Below are 18,307 nucleotides of genomic sequence, written 5' to 3'. Positions count from 1 at the left end.
CGACGGCCACCTCGGCATCGGTCTTGGTGCTGGTTTGGGTCACTGCGCACCGTCGCGGGACGAGTGGAACATCGATGTCACCGCCGCCAATTCGTCGGGCGACAGGCCCGAGGCGGCCATCGGCTCGTGGCGGATAGCGGCGGTTTCTGGCGCACTGCCCCCCGCATCGATGGTGGCCGCCAGTTCCCGGATCGCAGGATGCTCGAACACCATTCGCGCGGTCAGCGCCAATCCCGCATCGCGCGCCCTCGCGGCCACCTGCACCGCGAGGATGCTGTCGCCGCCGAGGCTGAAGAAGTCGTCGTTGCGACCGACGTCGGGCAGTTCGAGTACATCGGCGAGCAATGCGGCGAGGACGCGTTCAGTTTCGGTGCGGGCGGCCTCAAACGGCCCAGCCGGACCTGCCGGCGCCGTCGGCATGGCGGCTTCGATGTACTCAACCTCGCCACTGTCGGACCAGCGCGCGCGCTTCCCTGTAGGTCGCAGGTGTGCGCCCTGTTCGTCGATGTGGTGGTCGTATACGTCGCCGATGACACCGACTGCCACGGGATCCCGCCACTGGTCGAGCACGCTGACGCCCGCCGCGACGCTGAACCCGTACACCCGCTGACGTTCCTCGCGATCGGCGATCTGGATGTCGCGCAGCCGCTGATCGGGATCGTCGGCGAACGCGGCCAGCACACGGCCGAGCCAGCGGACCAACCGTTCCGCGGTCGTGCGCCGGTACAGGTCGGTGCGGTAGATGACGTGCCCTCGATAACCGCCGTCACCGCCGGCTGAGCCGGCAATCCGAGCACCGCCGGCTGAGCCGGCAATCCGAGCACCGCCGGCTGAGCCGGCAACTTTAGCGGCGGCGAAGAAGTTGACCGACAGGTCGGCGTGCGCGACATCGAACGGCGGCTCCAGCGCAGTGAACACGGTGTCACCCTCGGCCGAGGACTCCACGACCTGCCCGGCGGGCAGGGCCTCGCGCACGTGCACCACGACACCGAAAAGCGGGTTGCGAGAGAGCGACCGCGCCGGCCGGACTGCGTCGACCACCTGGTCGAAGGGCAGGTCCTGGTGGGCGTAGGCGCCCAGCGCGGTGTCGCGGGCCTGCCGCAGCAGTTCGCGCAGTGTCGGGTTGCCGGTCAGATCGTTGCGCAGCACGACGATGTTGATGAAGAACCCGACCAGGTGATCGAGCTCGGCCTCGGTGCGGCCGGCCACCGGAGTGCCCAGCGGAATGTCGTTGCCCTCACCAGCTTTGTGCAGTGCCACGGCGACTGCCAGCTGCAGCAGCATGAACTCGGTGACGCCGACCTGCTGGCTCAGTTCGGTCAGCTGCGCGCGGATCGCGCCGTCGATGCCGAACTCGACGGCATCGCCCTCACCACTGAGCACCGGCGGGCGCTCGAGGTCGGGGGTCAGCCCCGGATCCTCGGGCAGACCTTCCAGCCGTCCGCGCCAGTAGTCACGTTGCGCCACAACGGGTCCGCCGGTGTCGGCCAGCAGTGCCGCCTGCCACGCCGCGTAGTCCGCGTACTGGATGTTCAGCGGCGCGAAGGTCGGCGCCTCACCGGCGCGGCGGGACCGGTAGGCGGCGAGCAGATCGTTGAACAACACCATGGCCGACCAGTGGTCCGCCGCGATGTGATGCACCACGAGCGACACCACATGCGCATCGGGTGTCGACAGCACGGCCGCGCGGACCGGCAGCGCGCCCTCGAGGTCGAATATGTGCCGCCGCTCGCGGTCGAGTTCGGCGTCCAGCCATGCCTCGTCGTCACCGCGGGCCCGCCGCACCGAGACCGAGTCCTCTTCGGCGGCGTTCACGATCTGGTAAGGCACGCCGTCGATTTCGCGGTAGGTGGTACGCAGGACCTCGTGCCGGGCGACGACGTCGCGGACCGCGTGGACGAACGCATCGGCGTCGCACGGCCCGGTGAGCCGCGCGGCGAACGGGATGTTGTTGACGGGGTTGGGACCGTCGATGCGGTACTGGAACCACATCCGCAGCTGCGAGGCCGACATCTGCATCGGCCCGTCGTGTGGGAGCGCGGCGATCCGCGGGCGCCGCGAGTCGGATGCCGACATCGAGTCGATGCGCTCGGCCAGCTTCGCGACCGTGCCGAGTTCGAAGACCTCGCGGACGCCGATGTCCACGTGGCACTGCGACCGCACCGCGGCAACCAGTTTCGTGGCGAGCAGCGAGTGACCGCCGAGGTCGAAGAACGAGTCGTCGGCACCGATCCGGTCGCGGCCGAGCAGTTCGGCGTACAGGCCGGCGACGCGCCGCTGCGTCCCCTCGGCGGGTTCGCGGTATTCGGCCGCCGCGCCGGCCCAGGAGTCCACGTCGGGTTCCGGGAGCGCGGCGCGGTCGATCTTGCCGTGCGCGGTGATCGGGATTTCGTCGATCACCACGTAGGCCGCCGGCGTCATGTAGTCCGGCAGTGCCGCCGCGACCCGAGCGCGGATACGCTCGATGTCGACGTCGTCGGCGGCTCCGGGGGATGTGTCGGCGGGCGTGAGGTACCCGACGAGGCTTCTACCGAGGTTCGGCAGCTCACTGACCACGACCACCGCCTGACCCACGCTGGGGTCGACGGAGATCGCGGCGGCGACCTCTCCGAGTTCGATCCGGAAGCCGCGGATTTTCACCTGTTCGTCTGCCCTGCCGACGAATTCGATGTCCCCGTCGGCGTTGCGGCGAGCCAGGTCGCCGGACCGGTACATCCTGGCGCCGGGGGTGAAGGGGTCGGCGACGAACCGTTCGGCGGTCAGCCCGGGCCGCTGGTGATAACCCCGCGCCACATGCGTTCCACCGATGTAGATCTCGCCGATGACGCCGGCCGGGACCGGCTTCAGCGCATCGTCGAGCAGGTGAATCTGGGTGTTGATCTTCGGCGTGCCGATCGGCACGATGCGCGTGCCCTGCTTGCCCTCCACCTTGTAACGGCTGGCGTTGATCACCGTCTCGGTGGGGCCGTAGAAGTTGTGCAGCAGCGCGTCGAACGTGCCGTGGAATTTGTCGGCGAGCTCACCGGGGAGCGCTTCGCCGCCGATCGGTACCCGTTGCAGGGTGCGCCACTGGTTCACGCCCGGCAGCGACATCAACAAACCCAGCAGCGACGGGACGAGGTGCATCGACGTGATGCCTTCGTCGTGCAGCAGATCGGTGAGATAGCCGACGTCGCGGAGACCGTCCGGACGCGGAATCACCAGTCGTCCACCGCATGCCAGCATGCCGAAGATCTCGCCGATAGACACGTCGAAGCTCGGCGAGGCGACCTGGAGCAGCCGCTCACGCTCGTCGATTTGGTAGTCACCCTTGAACCAGACGAAGTATTCGGCGACCGGCCGGTGCGGGACGGGGACACCCTTGGGCAGCCCGGTGGAGCCCGACGTGTAGATCAGGTAGGCGGTGCTCTCGGGTCCGAGCGGACGGACCCGATCGGCGTCGGTCGGGTTCGACGCGGAATAGCCGTCGAGCCCGCCGACGGCCTCGCGCAGTACGAGTTTGGGATCGGAGTCGGACAGGATGAAGTTCAACCGATCCTCGGGATAGGTCGGATCGACGGGTAGGTAGACCGCGCCGGCCTTGATCAACCCCAGGGCGGTGATCACCAGTTCTGGGGAACGGTCCAGCAGCACGGCGACACGATCCTCGGTGCCGATTCCCTGTTTGATCAACCAGTGTGCGAATCGGTTCGCCGATTCGTTGATCTCGCGATAGGTGTAATGGCGTCCCTCGAAGACCACGGCGGTCGCATCCGGTGTCCGGGCGGACTGCGCCTCCACCAACGCGGCCAATGTCGTCGCCGGGGTGTCGTATTCCTCACCGGCTGAGACCTTCCGCAGCCAGTCGGCGTAGGCGGGTCCCATCAGGTCGAGATCGCTGATCGGCGTCCCGGGGTCGGCCAGCGCGCTGTCGAGCAGCACCACGTAGTGCTCGAGCAGCTGCCGGGCCAGTCCGCCGTCGAGAACCTCGACGAGATATTCGGCCTCGATCTCGATACCCGCACCGTCGAACTCGACCATGAAACCGAACGGCAGCTGGGTGAACTGGCCGCGCAACTCGGCTCGCTCACAGGTGATTCCGTCGGGATTGAAGCCGTGATCGTCGGCGCCACGCGCCCCGAACGTAACCCGCGTCATGCGCTCCACACCGTGACTGCGGTCGGGGTTGATCTCGGCGACCACTCGGTCCAGGTTGACCCCCTGATGAGCGAAGGCACCGACTGCGGTGTCGCGGGCGTCGGCAATCGCCTCACGGAATGTCTGACCCCGCTGTGGACGCAGCCGCATCGCGACCGTGTTGCCGTAGTACCCGATGACGTCGTCGAGGTCGGCGGTCCTGTTGAGCACCGGCGCGGCGACGAGGAAGTCGTCGGAGTGGGTGTAGCGCTGGATCAGCACACCGAATGCGGCCAGCAGCACCATGTACGGGGTGGCACCGGACTCCTTGGCCACGGCGGCCACGCGCTCCACCGTCGCGTCGGGCAGCCGCAGCGTGGTGCGCTGCGAACGGTAGTTCGTCGGGATCGCAGATCCGTTGGGGCCGGGCAACTCCAGCGGTTCCGGCGGATTGGCCATCACGTTGCGCCAGTACTCGAGATCGCCGTCGACGGCACCCGACACCGGCGTTGGGATCGGAGTCGGCGCGCCGAGCTGCTCACCGCGGTAGGCGCGGGTGAGGTCGGCGAAGAACACCTGCCAGCAGCCGTCGTCCCAGGCGATGTGGTGCGCGACGAGCAGCATGACGTGTTCGTCGGCACCGGTACGCACGACGGTCAGGCGCAGCGGCGAATCCGAACTCAGGTCGAAGGGTGCGCCGAATTCACGCTGCGCCAGCACTTCCAGCCGCAATCTGCTGGAGTGCTCGGACAGCTCGGACAGGTCGTGCGCCGACCAGCCCGGCATCAGGTCGTCATGGACGGTCGGCTGCGGCTCGCCGTCCGAATCCGCGCTGTACGTGGTGCGCAGCAGCACATGCCGCGCGGCCACCGCGTTCACGCTGTCGCGGAGCCGCGCGACGTCCAGCGCCCCCCTGATCCGATAGGACAGGCAGATGTTGAGGATCGCGCCGGTGGGGTCGGCCATCTGAACGAACCACATGCGACGCTGCCCGTCAGACAGTTCGGTGTTCGTCGGCTCGACGGGCGTCTGCTCATCCGACCGAAGGCCCTTCTCGGAAAGCCTGCGCCGCAACAGCTCCAGCCGGCGCTCATCGGCGTGTTCGCGAATATCGGCGATGTCAGTCACGCGTCGTTTCCACCTTCTGTAATCGGGTGTCGAGGTCGGCGATGAGTTCAGCGCTGGTGATGCCACCGAGCAGGGCGCCCAGCGGCACCGATGCACCGGTCACCCGCCGCAACCGCTTGCGCAGATCAAGGGCGAGCAGTGAATCCAAGCCGAGGTCGAGCAGCGATGTCTGTCGGTCGATCGTCGCGGCGTCGATGCCGAGCACCGAAGCAACTTCGGCGATGACTCTGGTCGGCCCTTCGCCGCTGCGGGTGCTGGCCGAGGGGGCCGCCGCGCCGGATTGCTCGACGGTCTGGCTGTCGAGGAACTTTCGCAGCCGGTCGGGGTCGGCGGCCATGATCATCGGATCGGATTCGTGCTCACGCAGGCTGGCGGCGACTGCAGACCCGGGCGCCATCGGCAGCAGTCCCGAGCGCTCGATGGCGCTCACGCCGGCACGAGCCGTGATACCGCTGTCGCGGCCAGGATCCGTGCGCCATAGCCCGTATCGGAGGGCGACGCAATGCTGGCCCTTGGCCCGCAGCTGACCAGCCATCACGTCGAGCATCCGGTTGGCAGCCGAGTACGCTGCGTGGCCGCGGCCGCCCCACACACCGGACACCGAGGAGCACACCAGGATTCGCGTATCAGAACGCAGTGGCCACAAATCGGTCATGCGCGCGAAGCCGCCGATCTTGGCCGCCGCGGTATCGGAGAAGGACTCCGAGGAGATATCTGCGAAGTCGTCGAAGCTCGCAGCCCCCGCCGCGTGGATGAGGAGCGACGCCCCTGTGGCGCCGTGATCCCGCGCGACGGCCGAGACCTGCTCGGCGGAGCGCAGATCACACGGAGGGGCGACGATCTCGACACCGGCGAAGCCAGCGACACCCGTCAGTTCGGCCACGATCGCCGCGTCGACGCCCGTTCGGCTGAGCAGCACGATGCGGCGAGCGCCCTGCTCTGCGAGATACCGCGCGAAGTGCAGTCCGACCGCCCCGGTTCCACCGGTGATCACCACGTTGTCCAGCAGTCCGTCGTCGAGCTTCCAGTCCAGGGCGGGAGCATCGGACTCGGATAGCGTGCGGACGAAAAGGGCAGGGCCGGAGGCGCTGTCGCGGACCGCTCCCTCGTGCACACGGCCACGCGCGGCGTCGATGACCACCGTCGCGGTGGCGTCGTCGATCTCCCAGGACGGCAGATCCAGATGGCGGAACGCTTGGTCGGGTCGTTCGTAACCGATGCTGCGGTGCATCGCGGCCAGTGCCGCCTGCGCCGGTAGCGCAACGGGCTCATCGAGAAGTACGTGTTCGCCGCCGACCGTCACAAGGCATAGGTCGCGGCAGGCCGATCCCCCGGCATCGGCATAGTCGAACAGACCCTCGCCCACGATTCGTGCGATCTGCGCAGCGGCGACCTCGGCGTCGGGGTGGTCGAGCAGCGGGGCGATCGCGAGGACGAGGTCGGCCTCGCCCGGCTGGGCTGGTTCCGCGTCGCCGTGCCGCGCGATGGCGGTCCTCAATTGCGCCGACAGCGAACTGCCCGGACCCACCAGGTCGACGACTGCGATTCGCCGGTGCGCACCCGTTGTGGCGAATACGGCGCTCTGCTTCCACTTCTCACTCGAAACGGTCAACCCGAACACGGGTGCCAGCGGTTCGGGTTCGGCCCATACGTGTACCTCACTCATCGGCGCATTGGGAAAGCCCTGGAGCACTGGCATCCCCGTGTCGGCCAAGACGGACCATCCGAACCCCGGATCGGCGACCGCGACGGCGGCGATGCCGGCCGACAAAGTGTCGATGAGCGGTTCGTCGCGTCGACCAGATCCGACGATGAGCGGGGGCTCAGGCCCGTCGCCGGTCAGATCTTCCAACGCGAACAGCAGCGACGCGTGCGCCGACATCTCGATGAACCGGGCTCCGCCCTGTCTGCGAGCCGCGTCGACGGCGCGGTCGAAACGCACCGTATCGCGCAGATTGCGGTACCAGTAGTGCGCGAAACCGGTCCCTGCCGGCACGGCTTGACCGGTGACCGACCCGATGAATTGCACTGGTGCAGGGCCGAACTGACCCTTGGGCAAGAGGGCCGACAGGTCGTCGTGCAGCGCCTCCAGCGCGGTGGTGTGGCCTGGATAATTCACGCCGAGCTCGCGGGCGAACAGACCCCGATCCGATGCGGTGGCCACCAGAGCGGTGACGGCATCGCGCTGGCCCGAGACGACGACCGACGACTTCGAGTTGACCGCCGACACCTCGAGCCAGCCTTCGACGGTGGCGATCAGGTGCTCGGCCTCCCCGACCGAAATGCCCAGCGCGGCCATGCGATAGTCGCCCTGCAGGCGGTCGACCGCTTTCGCACGCGCGATGACCACGGCGACCGCATCGGTGAGTGTTATTCGACCGGCGACGTATGCCGCTGCCACTTCACCCAGGCTGTGGCCGACAGTGATGTCGGGTGTCACCCCGCAGGATTGCCAGATATGAGCCACACACACGGCGTGGACGAACTGCGCGCCCTGGATCTCGACCTGCGACCAGTCGCCACCACCGGTGTGCGCGGTGAGGTACGGCAGCGGCGAAACGTGGCCGGCGGCGGCGAACGCCGCCACGCATTCATCTACCTGGGCGCGGTACACCGGTGACCGATCGTAAGCATCGGCTCCCATCGACGGCCATTGGTTGCCCTGGCCGGGAAAGACGAAAACCGTTTTACCGGTGCTTGTTTCCGACGATGTCGCCACCATCGGATGTTCGTTTCCGGCGCTGAGCGCCTGCAGGCCTTCGACCAATTCAGCGATGCTCGCCGCGCGGACGACGGCGCGGTGCCGCCGCAGCCTGCGCGTGCGGAGGAGCGTGGCCGCAACGGCAGAGACGTCCGTGCCGGGGCGCAGGTACCGAAGGATCGCGTCGGCATCGGTGGTGAGAAGTTCCTCGGCGTGCGCACTGAGGACAACGAGCTCGCGGCCGTCGGGAAGTCCGTTGGTGGGCATCACGCGGCTTCCGGTACGGAGACGATGACGTGCGCGTTGGTGCCGCTCATCCCGAACGCCGTCACCGCGGCCAACCGGTGCCCATCCGTCGCGGGCCACGGTGTGAGTTCGGTTGCCAGCCGCAGACCTTGCTTTTCCCAATCGATTTCGCGACTTGCCTCGGCTGTGTGCAGGCTCGCGGGCACGGCTTCGCGCGCAGCGGCGATGAGCACTTTGGCCAGGCCGAGCCCGCCCGCAGCGGCCTGAGTGTGGCCGATGTTCGACTTCACCGATCCGAGCAGTGCGCCGCGGCCAGGTTCGGTGGCCCCGTAGGTCTGGGCCAAGGAGGTGAGTTCGGTGCGGTCGCCGAGTCGGGTTGCGGTGCCGTGACCTTCGACCATGCCGACCTGTTCGGCACGGATTCCGGCTTGGCGCAGCGCACGTTGAAACAGCCGCGTCTGCGCGGGGCCGCTCGGCGCCGTCAACCCGACGGAGCGACCGTCCTGGTTGAGACATGTCGCTCGAAGTTCGCCGAGTACGTGGTGTCCATCGCGAAGTGCGGCGGAACGTCGCTGCAGCACGAACATCGCCGCGCCTTCGGCCCATACGGTGCCGCTTGCGTGCGCGCTGTACGGGCGGCAGCGACCGTCGTCGGACAGCGCGTGCTGCTTGGAGAACTCGACGAAGAATCCCGGTGACCCCATCACACAGACCCCGCCGGCGATCGCCATGTCGCAATCCCCTGACCGAATCGCCTGCGCGGCTAGATGAATTGCGGTCAATGTCGAGGAGCATGAGGTATCGATCGTCATCGCCGGTCCGGCCAGCCCGAGCGTGTAGGCGATCCGCCCGGAAACAGGTCCGAGGGCGGTACCGGCCATCAAATGGCCCGTGAGGTTGGTGAACTCGGCGAGATCGGGACCGTAACCCATTGTCGACGCACCGATGTAGCAGCCCACATCGTGACCGACGAGGTCGTCGGGGTTGATCCCGGTGTTCTCTAGTGCACGCCAGGCCACGCGCAACGCGACCCGTTGCTGCGGGTCCATCGCTACGGCCTCGCGCGGCGAGATACCGAAGAATTCCGCATCGAAAGTCGCGCCACCGGAGAGGAATCCGCCGAGATCGTGGATCGGCTTGAACCCCTCGCGGTGTGACCCGTCGAGCACCTTGCGGACTGACCAGCCGCGGTCCCGCGGAAACGGGCTCAACGCCTCGCGTCGCTCGGACAGCAACGACCAGTAGGCGTCCGCGGTATCGATTCCGCCGGGCGCTTCAATCGCCATCCCGGCGATCACGACGGCGTCCGCGTCGCTAGACGTCATTGACGAGCTCCGCAACGGCGTCGAGATGGTCGTTGATGTAGAAGTGCCCACCATCGAAAAGCGACAGTGTGAACGCCCCGCCGGCGTGTGTGGTCCAACGGCGCAGCATGTCCTCGTTCACCCGGTGGTCGTTGCGGCCGCCGATGGTGTGGATGTCGGCGCGCAGTTGGACATCGTCGCCGCACGCGTAACGGTTGAACGCCAGGTAGTCGGCGCGCACGGCGCGAACGAGCAGGTCGACGAAGTCCTCGTCGGCGAGCAGCCGCTCATCGGTGCCGCCCAGGTCGACCATGTTCGCGATCACCTCCGCCTCGGCGGTGGGTAGCCGTGGTGAGGTGGCGATCGTGCAGGGCGCCTGGCTCGCCGACGCCCAGAGGCTGCTCACGTCGGCACCCTTGGCTTCGGCGACGCGAGCGAACTCGAACGCGATCACGGCGCCCATGCAGTGGCCGAACAGTTTCATCGGCCCGAGTCGGGTCCATTCGCCGGCGTCGAAGAGTTGCGCGGCCAAGTCTTCGACGGTGTCCGGGGCGGGGTGAGTGAGCCGGTCCGCTCGCTGGGGGTACTGCACGACGTAGACGTCGGCGCCGCCGGCAGCCAACGCCGCGGCGAAGCCCCGGTAGGCCGCGGCGGCGCCCCCCGCGTGGGGAAACACCACGGTCGCGCCGTCGCTCTTTCGACCCGGGGATCGTTTGATCCAGGGCTGGAAGGTCAGCTGGCTCTGTTCGTCAATCATCGGCGGCTCGGCGATGGTTTTCGGTCGGTCGTTCGGGACGGCCTGCAGCACCGCAGCGAGAACGCACGAACCCTCCCAGCATGAATTAGCGCAGGCTGTCCTAGGTTGGTGAGGTTACCCTAATTGAGCGTGTCGGAGACTCGTACGTCCGGGGTCCGAGCGGGTGAGCTCGACCACGTTCACGCACGTTCGGATGGCTTGCCACCTGGGCAGACACGGTCGGCGTGAGTCCGTGGCCCCCGACGATGGGTTGCCGGGCGCCGACGGTAGCGTGAGTGGCTAGTTGCCCGGGAAAGGATCAACGGATGGATCTGGCAGGCGTCGGAGTGTGGAGTTCTCAGTTGCGCTACGGCGACGCCGGAGAGGCCGCCGAGGCCGCGGCCGAGCTCGAGGAGCTCGGGTTCACCGCGCTGTGGATCCCGGACGTGGGCGGTCCGGTGCTCGACTCAGTGAGCAATCTGCTGGCGACGACCAAGAGCGTCGTGATCGCCACCGGGATCCTGAATCTGTGGATGCACGAGCCCGCGGACGTGGCTACCAGGTATGCAGAGTTGACGGCTCAACATGGTGAACGCTTTCTGCTCGGCATCGGCGTGAGCCACGCTCCACTCATCGATTCCAAGGAACCGGGCCTCTACAAGAAGCCGCTCGCCGCGACGCGTGCCTACCTGGATGCGATCGACGCGACCGACAACCCGGTGCCCGTCGCGAACCGGGTGCTCGCCGCGCTGGGTCCGAAGATGCTCGAACTGTCTGCGACACGGGCCCGCGGCGCTCATCCCTATCTGGTGACGCCGGACCACACCCGCTACGCCCGTGAGCATCTCGGCGAAGGCCCGCTGCTGCTGCCCGAGCAGACGGTGCTGCTCAGCGAAGACAGGGACGAGGCGCGGACGCTTGGAACGGATTGGCTGCGTTCGTATTTGGCGCTGCCGAACTATGCCAACAACCTGCTGCGCTCCGGCTTCACCCAGGAGGACTTGGCGTCGGTCAGCGATCGGCTGTTCGACGCGATCATCGCGTGGGGCGACGAAGCGACCGTGCTCGGCCGGGTGAACGAGCACCTCTCTGCGGGTGCCGACCATGTCTGCGTGCAGGTGCTCACCGCCGATCCCAGGGAATTCCCCCGCGATCAGTGGCGCCGACTGGCCGCCGCGCTGAACTAGCCACCCGCCAGCGCCTCAGGCGGCGTTGGGTTCTGGGCCGCCGGGTTCGTGCGGGTTGAGGATCGGTTCGTAATCGGGTGGTCCGATGAGCCATTCGTCGTCGAATCGCGCGTTTTCGAATGGTGGGACATCGTCTGAGGGTGTGTCATCGGCCCGTATTGCCGGTTCCTCGATGGGTTCGTCGCTGGGTGGGCGTAGCCGTTCGGGGCGGTGGTAGTCGTTGACGCGGGCTTGGCCGGTGTCCAAGTGCGCGGGCGGGATCCATTGCACCTCGTGGTCCTCGTTCATCTGGGTGGTCCACCCGCCCGCGCCGACCATCCGGTTATCCGGCCCGCACGCCAACCCGAGCTCATCGACATTGGTCAACCCGTCATCGGCCCAATCCTTGGCAGCGTGATGAACCTGGCTGCCATACGCCGGAACGGTGCACCCCGGTTTCGTGCACCCCCCATCGCGGGCGATCAGCATCAGCCGCTGCGCCGGGGACGCCACCCGCCGAGCCCGAAACAGATCCAACGCCGAACCAGTCGCCTCGTCGAACACCGCCAGAAACTGATTGGCGTGCGCGGCCATGCGGATCACATCGCGGATCGGCACCACCGTGCCGCCGCCGCTGACGCCGACCCCCGCGCGGCTCTCCAAATCCTGCAGGGTGGTGCGGATGATGATCGAGGTCGGCAACCCGTTGTGCTGTCCCAGCACCCCGCTGGCCAACACACTGCGCCCCACCGCCAGCAGCGCGTCATGCTGGCGCTGTGCAAGCGTCCGCTGGTCGTTGTCGATCTGGGCTTGGCTCGGAGTGCCCGAGATGCAGGGGCTCTCATCATCGGGATTGCACATCCCAGGCGCGGCCCACTTGGCGTAGATCGCCTCCAGCGTGGCCGCCAACTCCGGGGTGAGATTGCCCCTCAACGGGCTCATCTTGTCCGAACCCTGCGGGCCCTTTGACACGCCGCGGCGACGTGCGCGTTCGGCATCGTCGGGTTCGGGACCGTCCTGGTCCAGCAGGAACAGGGTGCGCTCGGCCTGATCCCTGAGTTCCTTGGGTCCCAATCCGACCGCGTGGCCGACCAGATCGACTTCGATCTGCGCGCGGGTCAGGGTGTCGATCGCGGGCGGGATACGGTCCATCGCCTTCCGCAGCACCTCGAGATGCTCGCCGTTGATCATTCCGCGCGCCTGCGCGAGCGCAACACACGGCAGCACCGGGTCCAGCGGCTCTCCGGTCAACGCGCGGCGCGGTCCCAACAGCGCCGCCTCATCGAGGCGACGCCCCGCCTCCGACGTCGAGATGCGCCATCGCGTCGCCAACACCTGACGCCAGGACTTCGCGCCCATCTCCTTGGCCGTCGCCTCGATCTGCACGCGGGCCAACATCCGGTGGCCCTGAGTCGGCAACTGACACGACAGCGCCTCCAGTTCATCAAGAGCATCAACCAATTCGGACTTCGTCAGCACGTCGATGGGCAGCGCGGCCAAGTGATCATGCGCGGCACGCAGGGCTGCGATCGCTTCCCGCAGCGCCTCCGCACTCATGACTCGAACATACGTTCGAAACCTAAGAAACCTCTAGAAATAATCCGAAGAGATCTCTAAGGGTCTCCGCCAAAGCGCGGACTTCTGAAACTGTTGTGACGCAGGGGATTCAGAGCCGTCCGTGAACTAGCCGCCCGCCAATTCAGAGAGTACGTCGGCGGTGTCCATCGCAGCCACCTCCAGATACACCTCGGCGACCATGTTGAGCCGATCCGCATCCGGTTCCCGACTGACGAGTCGTTCTGCCAACTTCGACACCGATCGCGCCGCGAACATGTCCGTGACGAGCACCGTGGGCGTATCGAGCCAGTCCCGGACCCGCGCGATCACCTGGGTAGCCAGCACGGAATCGCCACCGAGGGAGAAGAAGTCGTCATCGATGCCGATCTTGTCGGCCGCGATGTTGAGCACCTCGCCGACGATCGCGACGAGCGCCGACTCCAGTGGCGTGGATGCCGGGCGGAAAGCGTTGGCGGCCGGCAGTTCGGCTTGCGCCAACACCCGGGCGGCGGCCTTGCGGTCGAGCTTGCCGTTCACCGTGAACGGGATTTGATCGCTCACGACGATGATCTTGGGAATCATGTGCGCAGGAACCAGCTCGGCCAGCGCGGCCGCGACGGCGTGCGATTCGACACTCGGGTCGTCGGTACGGACCAGCGCGGCAAGTACATCCGGATCGCCCGGGATCACGTCGGCCACCGCCGCGTCGATGTGCGGCACCCGCTTGAGGGCCGCTTCCACCTCGCCGAGCTCGATGCGGTAACCGCTGATCTTTACCCGGTGATCGATGCGGCCGACGAACTCCAAGGTTCCGTCAGGCTGGTATCGGACGAGATCACCTGTCCGGTACCAGGTTCGACCGTCGTATTCGACGAACTTCTCGGCCGTCAGGTCCGGTCGCCCGCGATACCCGCGTGCGATGCCGCGCCCTGCGAACCACAGTTCGCCCGGTACCCAGTCCGGGCAGTCCGATCCGTCGGCGGCCGCCACCCGGCAGACGTTGTTCGGGAACGGCATGCCGTAAGGAATCGAGGTCCAGTGCGCCGGCGGAACATCGACCTCGCAGATCGTGCCGTGCACCGCGGTCTCGGTCGCCCCGCCCAGCCCCGCGGCGCGCACTGTGGGCGCTGACTTGCGGAGTCCCCGAATGAGTTCGGGCCGCACCCAGTCGCCTCCGAGCAACACCACCCGCAGCGTGTCCAGCCGATCGCCGCCGACCTCGAGGAGCATGTCCAGCCAGCCCGGCATCCAGTTGAGGAACGTCACCGAATGCTTGTGGATCAGCCCCGCCCAGACGTCGGGATCCCGACGGTGCGCCTCGTCCACCACGACGACGGCACCACCGGTCCGCAGGATCGCGAAGATCTCCAGCACCGACATGTCGGCTTCCAGCGACGCCAGAGCCAGACTCCGGTCGGACGGACCGAGTTCGTAGCGGCCGCTGACGAATTCGATGGTGTTCATCACCGCGTCGTGTGTCAGCTCTACGCCCTTGGGCTCACCGGTCGAGCCCGACGTGAACAACACGTAGGCCAGGTCGTGCGGTTCGACCGGGGTGGGTTCAACATCGACGGCATGTTGCATTGCCGTCGCGGCGGTGATCACCGGCACCGCGGTCTCGACCGGATCGGCACCACCACAGAGCAGGACGGCCGCCACACCGCTCGATTCCAGGATGCGGGCGGTGCGGTCGGTCGGCTGATCGGCACCGATCGGAAGGTAGGCGGCACCGGCGGCGAGAATTCCGAGCGTCGCGGGAATCTGCTCGGCGCACTTGGGACCGATCAACGCCACCAGGTCGCCGGGACGAACCCCACTGCCGCGTAGGGCTTCCGTGACCGCAAGCGCCCGGGTGCGTACCGCGCCATAGGTCAGGTCGCCGTCGTCGCTGAACACCGCGGGCGCGTCAGGCGCAGCCACCGCATTGCGGAAGAACCCTTGGTGGATCGTCTCCCCGCTCGGCGGTGCGGTCGCACTGTTCACCGCGGCGCGGACGGCTCGTTGCGCCGCGGGCACCGCGGGCGGATCGCTTGCGTCCCACGCCGCGTCGTCGGCGGCCAGCCTGGTCAACTCGGCCAGGTGGTAGGCGAACATCGCGTCGGCGACACCGGGACGGAACGCGTCGACGCGGACGTCCCAGTTGATCATCAGACCGGTCGCCAGCGGCGTCGCCTGCGCATCGATGAGCACCTGCGGGCCTTGCGAAATGGTCCATACGGGAGCGCCGAACAATTCGGTGACCTCACCGGCGAACAGATCGCCGAGTCCGAGCGCGCTGGTGTAGACGATCGGCGCGAGCGTCTGGTTGCCGCGGTGGCGTCCCAGGTCGCGCAGCACCGACAGACCCGAGTAGCTCGAGTGCCGAGCGGTGTTGTGCAACGTCTCCTGCACGGCACGGGTCCGCTCGGCGGGTGTGCTGGTGCGCGTCAGGTCGATGTCGAGCATCAGTGACGAGGTGAAGCAGCCGACCAGTTTCTCGACGTCGGGGTGGAACGGTTCCCTACCGAACATCGGCAGGTTGAGCAGGAACCGTGAGCCGCTCGACCAGCGCGCCAACGCATTCGAGTACGACGCCGCGACGGCCATCGCGGGGGTGAACCCGCGACGGTGTGCTGCGGCGAAGAGTGCATCGCGCGTCTCGACATGGAAGATGTGCCAAAGTCGGACGCTGCTGCGGGGGTCGGCTTGCTCGGCGAGCGGAACCAGTGGCAGCGCAGGCGATTCGGGGAGTTCGGGCAGGCGCTCTGCCCACCACCGGCGGTCCTCGTCGGAGGGCCCGGGATCGGTCGCCGTCAACGCGGCACGGTATCGGCGGTACGTGTAGCCCAGCTCGGGCAGTTCGCCGCCGCGGTAGAACACCGCGAGGTCGGCCATGAACTTGCGGTAACTCACCGCGTCCGCGGCGTTCATGTCCATGTCGACGTGCAGCCGCGTCCGCCCGTCCGGGCGCAACGACAGGCTCAGTTCGAGCACATCGCCGTCGAGCAGTTGGTGCGACTTCTGCTGCCGAATGGTCTCCAGTCGCTGCTCAGCCCCTTCGGCGTCCATCTCGCGCAGGTCGTAGACCGTGACCGGAAGGCCGCGATCACCGATCCGCTGGGTACCGTCCGGCAGAATCTCCACCCGCAACATCGGATGGCGTGCAACAAGTTTTGCTGCCGCCTCACGCAGACGGGTCGGGTCGACGCCCGCGCCGTCGAACTCCACGTAAAGGTGTGCCGCGACGCCGCCGAGTTGCTGATCGTCGTTGCGGCCCAACCACATCGCGTGCTGCATCGGTGCGAGCGGGAAAACACCGTCGTCGTCATCGTCGCTCTCGACGGCCGTGTCCGCGGCCTCGGCGGGATCACCGGAGTGCTGCGCGACCAGCGCCGACCATGCTGCCACCGTCGGGTTCTCCGCCAGCGCGGCGAAGTTGACCGGAATCCCCCGCTTACGCCAGCGACCCGACAGCGACATCATGCGGATCGAGTCGAGCCCGGACGCGATCAGGTCGCCCTCGGGGTCGACCTCGTCGGGGTTCACGCCGAGAAGTTCGGCGACTTCCTCCCGGATGGCGTGAACGGCGGCACCTCTGTTGTCTGTCGCCCCACCCGCAAAAGCCACGCTCTCCTCCAAATTAGGCTGCCCTAACTAACTCGGCGAGGCTACCTTATATTCGAGGTGCCGAACACACCTACCCGGAGGGGTCCTACCCACAATGAGCACCGGTCTCGACTCTCAGCACAGCGATCTCACCACCGGTTTCGTGCCATTTCCCGCCGACCGCGCGAACGAGTACCGCCGCGCCGGGCTCTGGACCGGCCGCCGGCTCGATTCGATCCTCAGCGATGCCGCGACGAACTGGCCGGACCGCGCCGCGGTGATCGATCCGGACACCACCTATACCTTCGCCGAACTGGACGCGCGTGCCAATCGGATCGCGTCGGCACTGGCGGAACGCGGTATCGCCCCCGGTGACCGCATGATGCTGCAGCTGCCCAATTCGGCTGAGTTCGCCGTCGCGTTGTTCGGTCTGTTGCGTGCGGGCGCCGTCCCGGTGATGTGTCTGCCGGGTCATCGCCATGCCGAACTCAGCCACTTCGCCGACGTGAGCGGTGCAGTCGGCCTCGTCGTCGCCGACCGGGTCGCCGGTTTCGACTACCGGGAACTGGCCCAGGCCCTGGTGAACGAACATCCCCGGCTGGCCCACGTGTTCGTGGATGGCGACCCCGGTCCGTTCCAATCATGGCCGGAGCTGGCCGATTTCGACGGTCCGATCCGCGATCAGGCGCCGGTCGACCCGGGTAACCCCGCCCTGCTGCTGGTGTCGGGTGGCACGACCGGCCTGCCGAAGCTGATCGCCCGCACGCACGACGACTACGTCTACAACGCGACCGCGTGCGCGCAAGCGTACGAGATGACCGGCGAGGACGTGTATCTCGTCGCGCTGCCAGCGGGGCACAACTTTCCGCTGGGCTGCCCCGGCCTGCTGGGCTCGATGACCGTAGGGGCCACGTCGGTGTTCACCGCCGATCCAAGCCCCGAGTCGGCGTTCGCGGTGATCGACCAACACAAGATCACCGTCACCGGACTCGTCAACGCACTCGCCAAGGTGTGGACGCAGGCGTGTGAGTGGGAGCCTGTGCTGCCGACATCGCTGCGCGTAGTCCAGGTCGGCGGCTCACGGATGACGCCCGAGGAGGCCCGCTACATCCTCGACGGGTTGACCCCCGGATTGTCCCAGATCTTCGGCATGGCAGAAGGAATGCTCAACTTCACCCGCATCGGCGATCCCGTCGACGTCGTTGTCAACACCCAGGGAAAGCCGATGTCACCCTTGGACGAGATGCGAGTGGTCGACGAGGCGGGCCGCGAAGTCGCCCCGGGCGAGGAGGGCGAGCTGCTGGTGCGCGGCCCTTACACGCTCAACGGCTACTACCGCGCCGAGGAGGCCAACGCACGGTCGTTCAGCCCCGACGGTTTCTACCGCTCCGGGGATCGGGTGCGCATCTTCACCGACGGCCCGAGGGCGGGCTACGTGGAGGTCACCGGGCGGATCAAGGATGTCATTCACCGCGGCGGTGAAACCGTATCCGCTTCCGACTTGGAGGAGCACCTGTTCGCACATCCGGCGATCGACGCCGCGGCCGCGGTTGCGTTACCCGACGACTACCTCGGCGAAAAGATCTGCGCTGCAGTCGTCTTCAGCGGACGCGCGGTCACGCTCGCCGAGCTGAACCAGTTCCTCGATGAACGGGGCGTTTCCGCACACTCACGCCCCGACGTGCTCGCGCCGATGCCGGCACTGCCCAAGACCGCGGTGGGCAAGGTCGACAAGAAGAAGGTCGTGGCGCAGCTCGCGTCGTCCTGA

The 18,307-nt window shown here is 67.4% G+C and carries 8 protein-coding genes; 2 read left to right on the top strand and 6 right to left on the bottom strand.

The genetic code is table 11. The annotated features are described in order from the left end of the window. Positions 1-39 precede the first annotated feature (39 nt). Genes M1248_RS02375 through M1248_RS02360 form a run of 4 tightly spaced genes read right to left on the bottom strand, consistent with a single transcriptional unit; the run spans position 40 to position 10,252 of the window. Positions 40-5,244, bottom strand: coding sequence for a non-ribosomal peptide synthetase (locus M1248_RS02375; RefSeq protein ID WP_317147431.1), 5,205 nt, complete (start codon positions 5,242-5,244; stop codon positions 40-42). Continuing rightward, positions 5,237-8,212: a mycobactin polyketide synthase MbtD gene (gene mbtD, locus M1248_RS02370; protein ID WP_317147430.1), complete on the bottom strand. Its 2,976-nt coding sequence runs from the start codon at positions 8,210-8,212 to the stop codon at positions 5,237-5,239. The genes M1248_RS02375 and mbtD overlap by 8 nt, the downstream gene beginning before the upstream one ends. Further along, positions 8,212-9,516, bottom strand: coding sequence for a polyketide synthase (locus M1248_RS02365; RefSeq protein WP_163729591.1), 1,305 nt, complete (start codon positions 9,514-9,516; stop codon positions 8,212-8,214). Before M1248_RS02365 ends, mbtD begins: the two co-directional genes overlap by 1 nt. Beyond that, on the bottom strand, positions 9,506-10,252 hold the full coding sequence (locus M1248_RS02360) for a thioesterase II family protein (RefSeq protein WP_163729593.1): 747 nt from the start codon (positions 10,250-10,252) through the stop codon (positions 9,506-9,508). Before M1248_RS02360 ends, M1248_RS02365 begins: the two co-directional genes overlap by 11 nt. A 305-nt stretch (positions 10,253-10,557) precedes the next feature. Here M1248_RS02360 and M1248_RS02355 point away from each other — a divergent pair, with 305 nt between their 5' ends. After that, positions 10,558-11,418: an LLM class F420-dependent oxidoreductase gene (locus tag M1248_RS02355; protein WP_163729595.1), complete on the top strand. Its 861-nt coding sequence runs from the start codon at positions 10,558-10,560 to the stop codon at positions 11,416-11,418. A gap of 15 nt (positions 11,419-11,433) precedes the next feature. Here the strand turns inward: M1248_RS02355 and M1248_RS02350 are convergent, their stop codons facing one another. Both M1248_RS02350 and M1248_RS02345 read right to left on the bottom strand, forming a co-directional pair. Next, positions 11,434-12,954, bottom strand: a complete 1,521-nt coding sequence (locus M1248_RS02350) for an HNH endonuclease signature motif containing protein (protein WP_317147429.1) — start codon at positions 12,952-12,954, stop codon at positions 11,434-11,436. A gap of 126 nt (positions 12,955-13,080) precedes the next feature. After that, the gene (locus tag M1248_RS02345) at positions 13,081-16,560 is read right to left on the bottom strand and encodes an amino acid adenylation domain-containing protein (protein ID WP_317147428.1); all 3,480 of its coding nucleotides are present in this window, start codon (positions 16,558-16,560) and stop codon (positions 13,081-13,083) included. Between the two features lie 94 nt (positions 16,561-16,654). Here M1248_RS02345 and M1248_RS02340 point away from each other — a divergent pair, with 94 nt between their 5' ends. Further along, positions 16,655-18,307: a (2,3-dihydroxybenzoyl)adenylate synthase gene (locus M1248_RS02340; RefSeq protein WP_317147427.1), complete on the top strand. Its 1,653-nt coding sequence runs from the start codon at positions 16,655-16,657 to the stop codon at positions 18,305-18,307.

This window comes from Mycobacterium sp. 29Ha, assembly GCF_032883055.1.
Classification (GTDB): domain Bacteria; phylum Actinomycetota; class Actinomycetes; order Mycobacteriales; family Mycobacteriaceae; genus Mycobacterium; species Mycobacterium gallinarum.
This window is presented reverse-complemented; position numbering and strand designations above follow the sequence as displayed.

What these genes read in the sequence shown, in the direction of transcription:
- mbtD (WP_317147430.1), bottom strand. Translation starts at nt 8,212, where the DNA reads ATGCCCACCAACGGACTTCCCGACGGCCGCGAGCTCGTTGTCCTCAGT.
- M1248_RS02365 (WP_163729591.1), bottom strand. Translation starts at nt 9,516, where the DNA reads ATGACGTCTAGCGACGCGGACGCCGTCGTGATCGCCGGGATGGCGATT.
- M1248_RS02360 (WP_163729593.1), bottom strand. Translation starts at nt 10,252, where the DNA reads ATGATTGACGAACAGAGCCAGCTGACCTTCCAGCCCTGGATCAAACGA.
- M1248_RS02355 (WP_163729595.1), top strand. Translation starts at nt 10,558, where the DNA reads ATGGATCTGGCAGGCGTCGGAGTGTGGAGTTCTCAGTTGCGCTACGGC.
- M1248_RS02350 (WP_317147429.1), bottom strand. Translation starts at nt 12,954, where the DNA reads ATGAGTGCGGAGGCGCTGCGGGAAGCGATCGCAGCCCTGCGTGCCGCG.
- M1248_RS02340 (WP_317147427.1), top strand. Translation starts at nt 16,655, where the DNA reads ATGAGCACCGGTCTCGACTCTCAGCACAGCGATCTCACCACCGGTTTC.